Origin of the sequence: Variovorax sp. PDC80 (assembly GCF_900115375.1) — a bacterium.
In the GTDB taxonomy this organism is placed as follows: Bacteria; Pseudomonadota; Gammaproteobacteria; order Burkholderiales; family Burkholderiaceae_C; genus Variovorax.
Genome location: NZ_FOWG01000001.1, coordinates 445,888 through 460,211 on the forward strand (window position 1 = coordinate 445,888; position 14,324 = coordinate 460,211).

The 14,324-nt window shown below is 70.6% G+C and carries 10 protein-coding genes; 4 read left to right on the forward strand and 6 right to left on the reverse strand.

Annotation, left to right across the window (positions count from 1 at the left end; genetic code table 11):
• Nucleotides 1-23: 23 nt before the first annotated feature.
• The 3 genes from BM109_RS02105 (at nt 24) to BM109_RS02115 (ending at nt 3,916) form a co-directional block, all read left to right on the forward strand.
• Nucleotides 24-2,381 carry a cytochrome P450/oxidoreductase gene (locus BM109_RS02105; RefSeq protein WP_093340163.1) on the forward strand — a complete coding sequence of 786 codons (2,358 nt, stop codon included), beginning with the start codon at nt 24-26 and terminating at the stop codon, nt 2,379-2,381.
• A 129-nt stretch (nt 2,382-2,510) separates the two neighbouring features.
• Nucleotides 2,511-3,326 (forward strand): tetratricopeptide repeat protein, encoded by an 816-nt coding sequence (locus BM109_RS02110; protein ID WP_093340165.1) that lies wholly within the window; start codon nt 2,511-2,513, stop codon nt 3,324-3,326.
• On the forward strand, nt 3,323-3,916 hold the full coding sequence (locus tag BM109_RS02115; RefSeq protein ID WP_093340166.1) for an esterase/lipase family protein: 594 nt from the start codon (nt 3,323-3,325) through the stop codon (nt 3,914-3,916). The genes BM109_RS02110 and BM109_RS02115 overlap by 4 nt, the downstream gene beginning before the upstream one ends.
• A 10-nt stretch (nt 3,917-3,926) precedes the next feature.
• Here BM109_RS02115 and BM109_RS02120 read toward each other — a convergent pair whose 3' ends face one another.
• The 6 genes from BM109_RS02120 to BM109_RS02145 form a co-directional block, all read right to left on the reverse strand.
• Entirely contained in the window at nt 3,927-6,410 is a 2,484-nt protein-coding gene (locus BM109_RS02120; RefSeq protein WP_256222274.1) for a penicillin acylase family protein, read from the reverse strand.
• A 99-nt stretch (nt 6,411-6,509) separates the two neighbouring features.
• A complete protein-coding gene (locus BM109_RS02125) occupies nt 6,510-7,988 on the reverse strand; it encodes an efflux transporter outer membrane subunit (protein ID WP_093340168.1) in 1,479 nt (492 codons plus the stop codon).
• A gap of 38 nt (nt 7,989-8,026) precedes the next feature.
• On the reverse strand, nt 8,027-10,012 hold the full coding sequence (locus tag BM109_RS02130) for a MacB family efflux pump subunit (RefSeq protein WP_093340170.1): 1,986 nt from the start codon (nt 10,010-10,012) through the stop codon (nt 8,027-8,029).
• 61 nt (nt 10,013-10,073) lie between these two features.
• On the reverse strand, nt 10,074-11,231 hold the full coding sequence (locus BM109_RS02135; protein WP_093340172.1) for an efflux RND transporter periplasmic adaptor subunit: 1,158 nt from the start codon (nt 11,229-11,231) through the stop codon (nt 10,074-10,076).
• A gap of 165 nt (nt 11,232-11,396) precedes the next feature.
• A complete protein-coding gene (locus tag BM109_RS02140; protein ID WP_093340173.1) occupies nt 11,397-13,076 on the reverse strand; it encodes a cyclic peptide export ABC transporter in 1,680 nt (559 codons plus the stop codon).
• Nucleotides 13,077-13,113: 37 nt separating this feature from the next.
• Nucleotides 13,114-13,353 carry a hypothetical protein gene (locus tag BM109_RS02145; protein WP_093340174.1) on the reverse strand — a complete coding sequence of 80 codons (240 nt, stop codon included), beginning with the start codon at nt 13,351-13,353 and terminating at the stop codon, nt 13,114-13,116.
• A gap of 178 nt (nt 13,354-13,531) precedes the next feature.
• On the opposite strand from BM109_RS02145, the gene fhuF reads away from it, so the two are divergent.
• Nucleotides 13,532-14,284 carry a siderophore-iron reductase FhuF gene (fhuF, locus tag BM109_RS02150; RefSeq protein ID WP_093340176.1) on the forward strand — a complete coding sequence of 251 codons (753 nt, stop codon included), beginning with the start codon at nt 13,532-13,534 and terminating at the stop codon, nt 14,282-14,284.
• Nucleotides 14,285-14,324: the final 40 nt, after the last annotated feature.

Consider the following 14,324-nt stretch of genomic DNA (forward strand, 5'->3'; position numbering starts at 1 on the left):
GCCGCGCGGAAGGAGCCTTCTCGATGTCCACCGTTTCCGAAGCCGCCGCCGCGCGCACCGGGGGTTGCCCCGTGGCGCACGGCGACCTGTCCGCCGAACGCTCGCCCACCGGCTGCCCGGTGAGCCGGCGCGCCGCCGACTTCGATCCCTTCGAGGACGGCTACCAGCAGGACCCGCCCGAATACGTGCGCTGGGCGCGCGAGCAGGAGCCGGTGTTCTACAGCCCGAAGCTCGGCTACTGGGTGGTCACGCGCTTCGAGGACATCAAGGCCATCTTCCGCGACAACCTCACCTTCAGCCCCTCGATCGCGCTCGAAAAGATCACGCCCACCGGCCCCGAGGCCAACGCGGTGCTCGCGAGCTACGGCTTCGCGCTCAACCGCACGCTGGTCAACGAGGACGAGCCGGCCCACATGCCGCGGCGCCGCGTGCTGATGGACCCGTTCACGCCCGAGGCGCTCAAGCACCACGAGCCGATGGTGCGCCAGCTCGCGCGCGAGTACGTCGACCGCTTCATCGACGACGGCCGCGCCGACCTGGTCGACCAGATGCTGTGGGAGGTGCCGCTGACCGTCGCCCTGCACTTCCTCGGCGTGCCCGAGGAGGACATGGACACGCTGCGCCAGTACTCGATCGCCCACACCGTCAACACCTGGGGCCGCCCCAAGCCCGAGGAGCAGGTGGCCGTGGCACACGCGGTCGGCAACTTCTGGCAGTTCGCGGGCAAGGTGCTCGACAAGATGCGCCTGAACCCCGACGCGCCGGGCTGGATGCCCTACGGCCTGCGCAAGCAGAAGGAGCATCCCGAGGTCGTGACCGACTCCTACCTGCACTCGATGATGATGGCCGGCATCGTGGCCGCGCACGAGACCACCGCCAACGCCACGGCCAATGCGATGAAGCTGCTGCTGCAGCATCCGCAGGCCTGGCGCGACATCTGCGAGGACCCGGGCCTGATCTCGAGCGCGGTCGAGGAATGCCTGCGCCACAACGGCTCGGTCGCGGCCTGGCGACGTCTCGCTACGAAGGACGTGCAGGTCGGCGGCATCGACATCCCCGCCGGCTCGAAGCTCTTGATCGTCACCTCGTCGGCCAACCACGACGAGGCGCATTTCGCCGATGCCGACCTGTTCGACATCCGGCGCGACAACGCCAGCGACCACCTGACCTTCGGCTACGGCTCGCACCAGTGCATGGGCAAGAACCTCGCGCGCATGGAGATGCAGATCTTCCTCGAGGAGTTCACGCGCCGCATCCCGCACATGAAGATCGCCGAGCAGCAGTTCAGCTACGTGCCCAACACCTCGTTCCGCGGCCCCGAGCACCTGTGGGTCGAATGGGACCCGGCCCACAACCCCGAGCGCCGCGATGCCGCGCTGCTGGAGCAGCAGGTGCCCGTGCGCATCGGCGAGCCCTCGAAGCATGCGATCTCGCGCCAGATGGTGGTGCAGAGCGTGACCCCGGTCGCCGAGGGCGTGGTGAAGCTGCGCCTGGCCACACCCGACGGCCGCCCCGTGCCGCGCTGGACGCCGGGTTCGCACATCGACATCGAATGCGGCTCGCCCGAGCTCTCGCGCCAGTACTCGCTGTGCGGCGACCCGGCCGAGGCCGACGTGCTCGAGATCGCGGTGCTGCGCGAAGAAGAAGGCCGCGGCGGCTCGGCCTGGGTGCATGCCAACGTGCGCCCCGGCGACAAGCTCAAGGTGCGCGGCCCGCGCAACCACTTCCATCTCGACGAGAGCCGCCAGCGGCTGATCCTGATCGCCGGCGGCATCGGCATCACGCCCATCGCCGCGATGGCGCGCCGCGCCAAGGCCTTGGGCCTGGACTACGAGATCCACTACAGCGGCCGCAGCCGCGCGCGCATGGCCTTCGTCGACGAGCTGGCGGCGCTGCATGGCGAACGCCTGCACGTCTATGCGAAGGAGGAAGGCCTGCGCTGCGATCTCGCCACGCTGCTCGCCACGCCGCGCGAAGGCACCCAGGTCTATGCCTGCGGCCCCGCGCGCATGCTCGACGCCCTTGAGGCCTGCTGCGCCGCCTGGCCCGAGGATTCGCTGCGCGTAGAGCATTTCGAATCGAAGCTCGGCACGCTCGACCCATCGAAGGAACATGCCTTCGAGATCGAGCTCAAGGACTCGGGCATCGTCGTGCCCGTGCCCGCCGACCGCACCGTGCTCGACGCGCTGCGCGCCGCCAACATCGACGTGCAGAGCGACTGCGAGGAAGGCCTGTGCGGATCGTGCGAGGTGCGCGTGCTGGCCGGCAAGGTCGACCACCGCGACGTGGTGCTGACGCGCTCGGAGCGCGACGCGAATGCAAGGATGATGACTTGCTGCTCGCGGGCTTGCGCGGGGGAACGGTTGGTGTTGGAGCTCTGAGCCCGAACCGAACGCGAAGCATCCGCCGCGAACGCCCGAACTTCTGTCATCGAACTGTCGTTGCAGTTCGGCCCGCCTTCCGCTACCGTGCCCGGCACGCGAATATGCAGGGAACGAGGAATGGGAGACATGACAAGGTTCGAGGCCCGCGGCAAGGCTTGCGCGGCACTGCTTCTGTCGCTGCTGCTGGCCGCCTGCGCGACACAGCCCGAAGGAAAGATCGAGCCGGCCGCGCAGGCCACGGCTTCGGCCAAGCCTGCGCCCGCCACATCCGATGAAGACAACGACGCCAACGCGCAACGGGTGCTGCGCGCACTGTCGTTGATCCAGGCGAAGAAGCCGGCCGAGGCCCTGCCGCTGGCGCAACAGGCCGTCGTCGAGTACGAGAAGCGCTATCGCGAGATCGGCGTCGTCTCGTTCTCGTCGCGGTCCCTGGTCGAAACCCTCGCCTACCTGGGCCAGGCCGCCAACGCGAACACGCCGGCCAAGGTTCATGGCCCCTGGTTCGGCCTCGCCTACTTCACGCAGGGCTTCGCGCTGGTCGACCTGCACCGGATTCCGGAGGCCAAACAGGCCTTCGATGCCGCCATCCTGCTGTCGCCGCAGAACTCCAAGTACCTGTCGGAGCGCGGCAACATCGATGCGCTCGAGAAGAACTGGCGCGCATCCTTCGACCGGTTCAAGCAGGCACTGGACGCGGCCCAGCTCAGCCCGGAACAGGTGAAGACCTCGGAGACCACGCGCGCACTGCGCGGCATGGCCTTTGCCGAGGTCGAGCTCGGCGATCTTGATGCCGCCAAGGCCTTGCACGAACGCGTGCTCGCGCTCGACCCCACCAACGCGATGTCGCGCAGCGAACTGCGCTACATCGAGCGCCTGAAGCAGCGCGTACCCAAGGTGCGCGCCCCCGACGAAGAAGCGAGGCCGAAGGAACGCACGGCATGAACGTGGTGCTGGTGCACGGCATCTTCGACGACGGCGCGATCTTCCGGCGCCTCGAGCGCAGCCTGCGCGACGCCGGCCATCGCTGCTGGGTGCCCGCGCTCAAGCCCGCGGATGGACGCCGCGGCATCCATGACCTTGCCTGCAAGCTGAAGGCGCATGTCGACGAGCAGCTCGGCCCGACCGAGCCGATCGCCATCGTGGGCTTCAGCATGGGCTGCATCGTCTCGCGCCACTACCTGCAGCTGCTCGACGGGCATGCGCGCTGCGAGGCCCTGTTCGCGGTCTCGGCGCCGCACCAGGGAACGCTGCTGGCCTACCTCTATCCGGGAAAGGGTGCCCGCGACATGCGGCCCGGCAGCCCGGTGCTCGAGGAGCTCCGGCGCACCGAGCATCGGCTGGCGCGGATGGCGGTGTTCGGCTACTGGACGTCTTTCGACGTGACGGTGTTCCCGGCCCAAAGCTCCCACTGGCCGCGTGCATCGAGCAGCCTCGATGCGCGGGCCCTGCTGCATCGGTTCATGCCGGGCAATGCACGCGTGTGCGCGGACATCGTCGAGCGGATGAATACGCTGGACGCGTCGCGCGCCTGAAGCGCGCCGCTCAGGGCCGCAGCGTCTCGCGCACCAGCTTCGGATCGCGCGCGATCTCTTCCTCGCGGAACGGGAAGCGCAGCCAGTCCTTGCGCGCATAACGCAACACGGGTGCGGCGCCCGCGCCGTTCGTCACCGCGGTCTCGCGCTCGCCGTGCGCGAGCAGCGTGCGGGCCTGTACGCCGCGTGCGTCGAAGTGGACGATCTGCAGGTAGGTGTTGCCGTGCGAGTCGGGTCCCATGCGGTAGCTGCCTTCGGCATCGGCGCAGGCGACCGTGAAGTAGCCCTCCGCATCGCAGCCGCCGAACAAGGGCACGCTGTTCCCGCCGCTGCGCACGAAGCGTTGGACGCCCAGCGGTGCGTCCAGCGGCAAGCCCTTCTTCCTCATGTCCTCGACGGCGCCGGCAAGGGCTTGCGCGATGCGCGGATCGCCTGCACGGATGCCGGACGGCGTGGAAAGCGGGGCCTGCGCCGAAAACGGCGTAGCATGGAGTTCGTCCACCGGTATCGCGCTCAGCCGCGTCCAGAAGAAGTCCCACAGCAACGCGCCGCGCGCATCCGCATCCGCGCGGTTCGACCAGCGGCGCAGCACCTGGCAGGCAGGGCCGGTCGCCACCGAACGCGCCGCGCCGCCGGCATCGGCCGGGATCTCGACCGATGCGGATCCGCAAGCGCTCCGCAGCAACGGCACCTTGAACAGATCGGCGCTGTAGGCGCGCGATTCGAGCACCTTGCGCGACAACCGGTCGGCCAGGCGGCTCGCGGAAGTCTCGCGGGCCTGCAGCAGTTCTCCGGCGATCCGGTGGCCCTCGCGGCCGCGCAGCGACAAGGGCTCGGGCTCCGCACCGAGCACGCTGGCGAAGCCCACGAGCGGCTGCGCCGGATTGCCGAGCCAATGGCTGTCGTTCATGTTGGCCACGTAGTCCTCGCGCAGCAGCGCGGGCATGCGAGCGGCCGGCATCGCCGAAGCCTGCACGGCGGCCGGATCGCGCCGCCAGTCGCAGGCCGATCGGCTGCCGTCGAGCATGGGCGTCTCGGCATCGAGGGCCGCGAAGGCTTTCGACAGCGGTGTGGCACAGGCGGCGCGCAGGTCGTCGGGCACATCGGGCACCGCGCCGATCTCCGAATACCAGGCGCGGTTGTCGCCGCGCCCGATCGCCACCGTATTGACCCAGGGCATGGCGGCCTCTTCGCGCTGGGTCGCGATGAACTCGTCGAGCGAGCGCGCGCGGTTCCAGCGCAGGAAGTTGCGGAAGATGCGCGGGTTGTCGGCATTGATGTCGCGGATCGCGAGGGCCTTGCCCGCACGCCAGCCGAGCGCCGGATTGCGCGCGCCGAGATCGATGACGGGACCGAAGCGCGTGCGCCAGAGCGTGCGCCGCACGGTCTCGACGCTGCCGTCGGCACGGCGCACCTCGACCGCGAGCGGCTGCGCCTGCATCGGCTGCGAGACACCGTCGACCATGTAGCGCGCGGCGTCCGCGGGATCGAGCGTGAGGTCGAACAGGCCGAAGCGCCGGGCCGCCGACACGGTGTGGCTCCAGGCGATGTCGTTGTTGAAGCCGATCATGACGACCGGAATGCCGAGGAAGGCGATGCCCGCCACGTCGATGGCGCCCGGCAGCGTGAGATGCGCCTGATAGAAGCGGTCGGGCCCACCCCAGTACCAGTGCGGATTGCCGAACAGCACGCCGCCCTGCCCGCCCGTGGCGGCGCCGCCGAAGCCGAGCACGTTGCTGCCGATGCCGCGCGCGTCGCCCACCGGGATGCGCAGCCGCGACGAGAGCGAGAGCCGGTCCGCCGAGGCCGGCGGCGCCGCGGCCGCGGGCTGCGCCTGCGCGATCTCGGCGACGAAGCGCGTATACCCGCCCGCGAGAGCGGCCGCGATCATGCGGCGGTGCACGTCGTCGGGACCGATGGGCTGGACCCATGCCGCATCCGCGCAGGCGGGCCGGGCGTCGACGGCGGCCTTTCGTGGTGCTGGCTGGTGGAGCGTGCCCACATAGCGGTTGTACCCCTCGGCATAGCCCTCGATGAGCTGTTCGAGCTCGGGGGGATTCGCCTGCCGCAGGCTTTTGATGGCCGGTGCGCCGGCGAATGCCTTGAAGAAGAAGTCGAGGTCGAGGTTGGCCGGCGTGCCGAACGTGGAGCGCGTGGCCGGTTTCGCGTCCGGTCCGAAGTGCAAGGAGCGCTCGCCGCGGTAGGTGACGAAGGCATCGGCGAGCGTGCACAGGGCGTCCTGCGCCTGCGCATAGCCCTGGCCGAAGCCCAGGCCGCGCCAGTCGGCGGCGCGGATGTGGGGAATGCCGTCGGTGGTGCGGCGGATGTCGATGGCCGCTTGGGCCTCGGCCTGCGGTGTTGGGCGCCGAGCCTGCACGCCCGAGCCGAAACCGAGTCCCAGCATCAGCGCCGCCACGGCCAGCGCCAGGCTGCTCGATCGGCGCGCGCGCCGGCTTGCGGGCCGCGAGGCTGCCGCTGTCGAAGAATGAGTCACGCGAATTCCAGGAAGGTACGGCCAGAACGATCCGGAAGAAATTCCTGCGCGACCGCTGCTCCGCTGCAAGAAGTACAGACGCGCGAGCGCCTGCTTTGTTTAGCGCAGCGGGCTGCTGCGCTCCTGCGCCAAGGCCGAGTCTTCGGCGTCCGCGCGCCATCCGCCGCCGAGCGCCCGGTACAGCGCGACGCGCGCCTCCAGCCTTGCCTGCATCAACTGCACCTCGCGATCGCGCGCCTCGTGCAGCGTGCGTTGTGCGTCGAGCAGCACCAGCAGGGTTTCGGCACCGGCCCGGTAGCGCGACTCGGCCAGCGCCTCGGCACGCCGCGCCTGGTTCAGTTCCTCGGCCTGGGCGATGGCCTGGGCATCGAGGCCGGCGACGCCGGTCAGCGCCGTCTGCGCATCGGCCAGGGCGGCGGCGATGGCCGCGCGGTACGACTGCAGGAGCTCCTCCCGGCGCGCCTCGGCAAGGCTGCGCTCGCCCGCGAGCCGCCCGCCGTCGAGCAGCGGCGCGGCCACGCCGGCCGCGAGCCGGTAGACCGGATCGCCGAACAACCCGCCGGACCCCGACCCGCCGAGCGAAGCGTTCAGCGAGACGCTCGGCAGCAGCGCGGCGCGCGCGGCGTACACGTTCTGGTCGGCCGCGGCCAGCCTGGCCTCGGCGCGCGCGATGTCGGGCCGGCGCACGAGCAGTTGCGATGGCAGGCCGGGGTCGATCGGCGGCACGCGCAGTTGCGCGAGCGGTGCCGCAGTGCCGCCGGCATCGCCCGGCCGCGCCATCGCGTCGAGTCCGCGCAGCAACGCCAGCGCCGTGAGCGCTTCGTCCGCACGCTGGCGCATCGCCGCGAGTTCACGCTCGCGCGCGGCCACCAGACCGCGCTGCTGGGCGAGTTCGAGCGCGGTCGCGGCGCCCGCCGCCTGGCGCGACGACACCAGCCGCAGCAGCCGCCGCGCGTTGTCGAGGCTGTCGTTCGCGATCGCGGCGCGCTCGCGCAGGCCGCGCAGCCGCAGCCACGCCGACGCCGCCTCGGCGCTCAGGCCCACGCGCACCGCATCGCGGTCGAAGACGCTGGCGCGCCAGCCTTGCAGACCTTCCCGCCGCAGCGCGGCCTGGCGGCCCCAGAGGTCGAGTTCGTAGCGGGCCGCGAAGCCCGCGAGATGTTCGCTGCCCGCGACCGAGGCCTGGCCACCGAGGCGCCCCTCGCGGCTGGCATCGATGTTGGCGCTCAGCGTGGGCCAGCTCGACGCGCCGGCCACGCGCGCCTGCGCGCGGGCCGCCTGCACGCGCGCCACCGCCATCGCGAGATCGTGGCTGCCGGCCTGGGTCTCCACGATCAGCGCATCGAGTTCGGCGCTGCCGAAGGCGCGCCACCACTGCGCGTCGGGCGCATCGGCTTCCACCGACGGCACGGTGGGCGCCGCGGACAGCGATGCCGGTGCACGCCATGCGGCGGGCACGGGCACCGCGCGCTCGGAAACTTCGGGCGGCAGGGCGCAGCCGGCCGCGAACAGCGCGCCGAGCAGCGCGCCGATCCTCCACGGGAGGCTGGCTGGGCTGGAGGTCGATGGGTCGGGCATGCGAAACAGAAAAAAGGACGTCGTGCGATCGGGCGTCGCTACTGCGAGGCCAGCGCCACCACCGGATCGAGCCGCGCCGCGTGGCGCGCGGGCATGAAGCCGAACACCAGGCCGGTCAGCACCGCACAGCCGAAAGCGCCGAGCACCGCCAGCGGCGAGAACAGCACCGGCACGCTGGCCAGCATCAGCGCCGCCACAACGAGCAGGCCGACCGCGACACCGACCGAACCGCCGACGGCGGTCACCAGCACGGCCTCGGTCATGAACTGGCGCTGGATGTCGGTCTGGCGCGCGCCGGTGGCCATGCGGATGCCGACCTCGCGCGTGCGCTCGCGCACGGTCATGAGCATCACGTTCATCACGCCGATGCCGCCGACCACCAGCGAGATCGCCGCGATCAGGCCCAGCATCAGGGTCATCGCGCGCGCGGTCTCGGACTGCGCCCGGATCGCCTCGACGCGGTTCCAGACCTGCACGTCGTTGACACGGCGGCGCGCGGCCAGGCTGGACTCGATCGCGCTGGCCGTCGCGATGGCACGTTCCATGTCGCGGACCTGGACGCCGACCCAGGTCGGATTCGCATGGCCGGCCAGCCGCGCGGCGGCGGCGGAGAACGGCACGATGATGCGGTTGTCCTGGTCCTCGCCGTCGGTGGTGCCCTTGGCGGCCAGCACGCCAATCACCTCGAACGGCACCTTCTCGATCAGCACGTTCTGGCCGATCGGGTTGCTGCCGTCGGCGAACAGCGCCTTGCGCACCGTCTGGCCGATCACCGCGACCTTGGCGACGCTGCGCTCGTCCTGCGCATCGAACATCTGACCCTCGCTCACGGCCCAGCCGAGCACGCGCGAGAAGTCGACGGTGGTGCCGCCGCTCTCGGTGGCGAGATCAACATTGCCGCGGCGCGCGACCACCCGGTCCTCGATGTACGGCGCGACGGCCTCGACGTTGGGCAGCTCGCGCACGATGTCGACGTCGGCCAGCGTGAGCGGGGTGGTGGGCGAACGGCTGCTGCCCTCGCGCGCCGCCATGTACATGGTGCGCACGCCGAAGGTCTCGAACTGCGCGAGCACCTTCTTCTGCGAACCGCCGCCGACTGCGAGCATCGCGATCACCGAGGCGACGCCGATCACGATGCCCAGCAGCGTGAGGCCGGTGCGGAAGCGGTTGATCCACATCACGCGCCAGGCGGCGCGCGCGGCTTCCCGCAGGTCGGCGGCCATCGAGGCCTGGCCGGCGCGCGGCCCGCGCGACGCATCCCACGCCGGGCGTGGCCCGTCGGCGGGACGCGCGTCGCCGGAGTCGGCCACGATCTCGCCGTCGCGGATCTCCACGATGCGGCGGGCCTGCGCGGCGACCTGCCGGTCGTGCGTGATCAGGATCACCGTGTGCCCCGCGTCGGCGAGTTCGTGCAACAGCTTCATCACCTCCGCGCCGCTCTGGCTGTCGAGCGCGCCGGTGGGCTCGTCGGCCAGGATGACGCGGCCGCCGTTCATCAGCGCGCGCGCGATGGCCACGCGCTGCTGCTGGCCGCCCGACAGCTGGCCCGGCCGATGGTCGAGGCGGGCGCCCATCGCCAGCCGCTCGAGCAGCGCGGTGGCGCGCACGCGGCGCTCGTGCTCGGGCATGCCGGCATAGAGCGCGGGAATCTCGACGTTCTCGCGCGCCGACTCGGTCTGCACCAGGTGATAGCCCTGGAACACGAAGCCGAAGGTCTCGCGGCGCATCCGCGCGAGCGCGTCGGCATCGAGGTCGGAGACGTCGCGCCCCTCGAACAGGTAGCGCCCGTCGTTCGGCCGGTCGAGGCAGCCGAGGATGTTCATGAGCGTGGACTTGCCGGAACCGGACGCGCCCATGATGGCGACGAACTCGCCCGCGTGGATCTTCACCGAGATGCCGCGCAGCACCGGCGTGGGCGCGGGATCGTCGGGCGTGCGCTGCGGCAGGCCATAGGACCTGCGGATGTCCTGCAGCTCGACCAGCGGCGGGGCGTTCGCCGCCTCCGGGCCCGGCGTCGCGCTCATTGGAATACCTTCGTGCTTCGCACTGCGGTGCGAGCTTGCTGGGGGCGGCCCGGCGCTGCGCTCATGGCTTCGCGGTCTTGCCGAAGCCCGCGTCGGCCACGATGCGCTCGCCCGCCTCGACACCATCGAGGGCCTGTGCGAAGACGCGATTGCGCACCCCGATGCGCAAGGGCCGCGTCTCGACGCTGCCATCGGGCCGCAGCACGCGCACGGTGTAGCGATCCGCGGCATCCGCCACCGGCACGAGCGCCGTGGCCGGCACGATCAGCGCATCGGCGGCGGCGGCTTCGACGAAAGTGACCTGCGCGGTCATCTGCGGCATGAGCTCGCCGTCGGCGTTGTCGATGTCGAACAGCGCCGTGTAGACAACGACCTTGTTCGGCGTCGCGGGGGCCGCGGCGGTGCTGTCGTTGCCGCCGGTCTTGGCCGTCGGCGACGGCGGGGCCGGCAGCACCTGGCGCACCTTGCCCTGCCAGCGGCGCTGGTTGTTGCCCAGGGTCGTGAAATAGACCGGCATGCCGGCCTTGACGCGACTCACGTCGGCCTCCGACACCTCGGACCACACGGTCATCGCCGACAGGTCGGCGATGCGCAGCACGTCGGGCGTCTGGTAGGTGGCGTTGAGGGTCTGGCCCTCGCGCGCGGTCACCGACACCACGGTGCCTGCCATCGGCGCGAAGATGCGCGTGTAGCCGAGCCGCGCCTCGTCGGCCTGCAGCGTGGCCTGGGTCTGCGCGATCTGGGCCTCGAGGTGCTCGATGCGTGCAGCCGCCGAGGCGAACGCGGCCTCGGCGCTCTGCACGTCCTCTTCGCGGGTGGCGCCGTCGGCGGCCATCTGGCGCTGGCGCGCATGCTGCTGGCCGGCCAACCGGTGCTGCGCGCGCTGGTCGGCCAACTGGGCACGCAACCCGGCCAGCGACGCCCGGCCCGCATCGACCGTGGCGCGCTGCACGCTGGGATCGATCTCGACCAGCAACCGCCCCTTGTCGACCACGTCGCCGGGCTGGACGTGCAGCCGCAGGATCTGACCCGAGACCTGGGCGCCGACATCCACGTAGCGCCGCGGCTGCAGCGTGCCGAAAGCAGTGACGCTCGATTCGATGGCACCGCGCCGCACGACCGACGACTCCATCGCGCCCGCGGGCCGGCGCGCCCAGAGATAGCCCGCGGTCGCCAGGGTCAGGAAGAGAACGAGGAGGATGGAAACGATTCTGCGCATGTCGAGGAAAGGGAGCGTGCGGACCATTCGCGCTTGCGCGGACGCCGCGTGCGGAGCTGTCTTCTTGGAGTTCGCGCGTATTCTGTACGGTCCGAAATCGGCCACACGCGGCGCAAGGTCGATGCCTTCACGGGCCGGAGACGGCCGGGTGGCGGCTCTCTCTTTCTACGCGGCCGCCTTCTGCGGCGCACGCACGCGCTCTTCCGCGATGCGGCCGGCCTTCATGGTGATCACGCGGTCGGCGATGTGGAAATAGCGGTCGTCGTGCGAGATGACCACCAGCAGGTGGCCCTTGGCGCGCAGCTCGGGCAGCAGCTCGGTGTAGAAGAGATGGCGGAAGGTCGGGTCCTGGTCGGCGGCCCATTCGTCGAACACCAGCACCGGACGGCCCTCGAGGTAGGCATGCACCAGCGCGAGCCGCTTGCGCTGGCCGGTGGACAGGTCGGTGGTGGTGAAGGCGCCGTCCTTGACCGAGACCTTGTGCGCGATCTCGAGGCGCTGCAGGTAGGGCAGCGCGGTCTCGGGCAGCGTCTGCCGGCCTCCTTCGCCGCCGGCCACCAGGTCCTCGAACAGGTAGAAGTCGGAGAACACGGTGGTGAAGAGCTGCCGGTAGTCGTCGCGGGTCTCGGGCGTGACGGCCTTGCCGTCGAGCACCACCTCGCCCTGCTGCGGCGCATAGAGGCCGAGCAGCAGCTTGATGAGGGTGGTCTTGCCCGAGCCGTTGTCGCCGACGATGAAGACGATCTCGCCGCGCTCGATGCGCAGGTCCACCGGACCGAGCACGAAGGCCTCGCTGCCCTCGGGCGTGTCGAATGCGTAGCGCACGCCGCGCATCTCGATGGCCTCGCGCATCGGCGGCGAGGTCGGTGGCGAATCGAGATGCAGGTGCGGCTCCGGCGTGGCGAAGCGGGCCGACAGGTCGGCGATGCGGCCGAAGGCCACCTTGGCGCGGCCCACGTGCGGCAGCGCACCGACGATCTGGTCGATCGGCCCCTTGATGAACAGCAGCACGAGCACGAAGCCGCTGAGCACCGCGGGCTCGGTGGTGCGCCACGCGGCCCAGCCGAGGATCATCGCGATCAGCAGGAAGAACAGCGCGGAGCCGAAGGAAGTGGCCAGCACGAAGATGTTGATCGCCCGGTGGTTGATGTCGCGAATGGCGTCGACGGTGCGCGCGATCTGCCCTTCGTACACGCGGGAGCGCCGCGCGCGGTGCATGCGCAGTTCCTTGGCACCCTCGCTGATGCCGCGGTAGGCCTTGTGCAGCAGTTCCTCCTGCTCGCGCGACTCGAAGAAGCCCGCGATGCCGCGTGCATGGGCCCAGGTCTGGACGGCCACGCCGATCAGCATCGCCACCACCAGCAGGCCGAACAGCGGCAGCGACAGCCAGGCCAGATAGCTCAGGCAGCCGAGCGCGATGGCCGTCGAGATCATGGTGGCGGCCAGCATGAAGGCCACGTCGCTGATCATGTCCACGTCCTGCGTCAGCACGGGCATCAGGCGGTGCATGCGATAACGCTCCAGCGCATCGATCGGGGCCGCGAGGATCTTCAGCGCCAGATCCTTGCGCACCTGCGCGACCAGTCGCTGGCCCACGACGTTGTTCGAGATGTCGGAAGCCGCGCGCCCGATCAGCGCGATGACGCACAGCACGACGAAGGTCAGCAGCAGCCCTCCCGCCATGCCGCCGGGCCGGCTCAGCACCTCGTTGATGGTCGCCAGCAGCGCCACGGTGGCCACGCCGGCCCCGATGCCGGTCACGGCGGAAAGCACGATCCAGGGAACGAAGGGTTTCAACAGCCGAAGCAGATCGGACGCCTTGGCGCTGGAGGAAGGTACTTGCATGCCGGTATGACGGATCGGCGGCCCGGATGTTTAGTGCCTACTGCAGCGTCGACGGGGTTCGCGGATCGTCGTCGGGCACCGAACCGACCAGGGCCGCGCCCGCCAGTGCCCACAGCGTCAGGGCTTCGTCGAATGCGCGCACATGCCTGGCATCGCGCCCGAGCCACAGCACCAGCCTCTGTGCGCGCTCGAGCGACGGGGCGTCGTGCAGTTCGCGAAAGAGCTGCCAGGCCTCCTTGCAGGCCGGATCGGAAATAGCGTGGTGACTGGAGCTCATCGTGTCAGGGCGCCTCGGTGGGTGTGGATGGGCAGTTAGACGCGGTTCGCCCGCGGATGTTTAGCCGCTGTCATCTTCGTGCCTCGATTCCTCGGGCTGTTTCGTGGCGCTAAACCTTTGGGCACGCCAACCGTCTCCCATCGATGAGCCATTGCGCGACGGCCCGCGGCCCCTTTCCATGATTTCGCTTCTGGCGCCGATATTCCAGGGCGAATGGGCGGCCTACGGCGAAACGCTGGCCTGCTCGCCACATGCGCCCGCGGACGCCGTGCGAGTAGCCGACCTGATCGCCGACGCGGCCCTGCTGGCCGGGCTGCTGCGCCAGCACGCCCGCCATCTGCGCGCGTACGGCGCTGACCTGCGTCCGGTGGCCTCCGCCTGGAGCCTGCACTATCTGAACGCCCTGCTGCCCCCGGTCGCGGCGGCGGCCAGCCTGCTGCAGCACGGATTTCCGATGGCACCCGCGCGGGTGTGGCTCACGTTCGCGGAAGGCGCGGTGCCGCAGTGCTTTCACATCACCGACGAGGGGCAGCCCCGGCACGGCGCCAGCACGGCCGAACGCTATGCAGCGCTGCTCCAGGAGCATCTGGCGCCGCTGTTCCTGCAGCTGACCCGCTTGACGCGGATCGCGCCCAAGATCCTCTGGGGCAATGCCGCGCGCTACCTCGAACCGGTGCTCGAGCAGGGCCTGGCAGCGAGCGGCCAGGCTCCCGCCGTCGCGCAGGACCTGGATTACCTGCTGCACCAGCCACTCTGGGGCTGCGACGACAACCCGATGTTCACGCCACCGCGCCGGACCATGCGCCTGGAGGGCGGCGCGCCCGCACCCATCACATTGCACCGGCAGTGCTGCCTCTACTACTTGCTGCCCGAGGAAGGCTATTGCGCCGCCTGCCCGCTGGCGCCGGAGTTCCGCAAGACGCGGGCCTGAGCGATCGCGCTAAACAAACCGGCCGGCCGCGCGTCTTTTG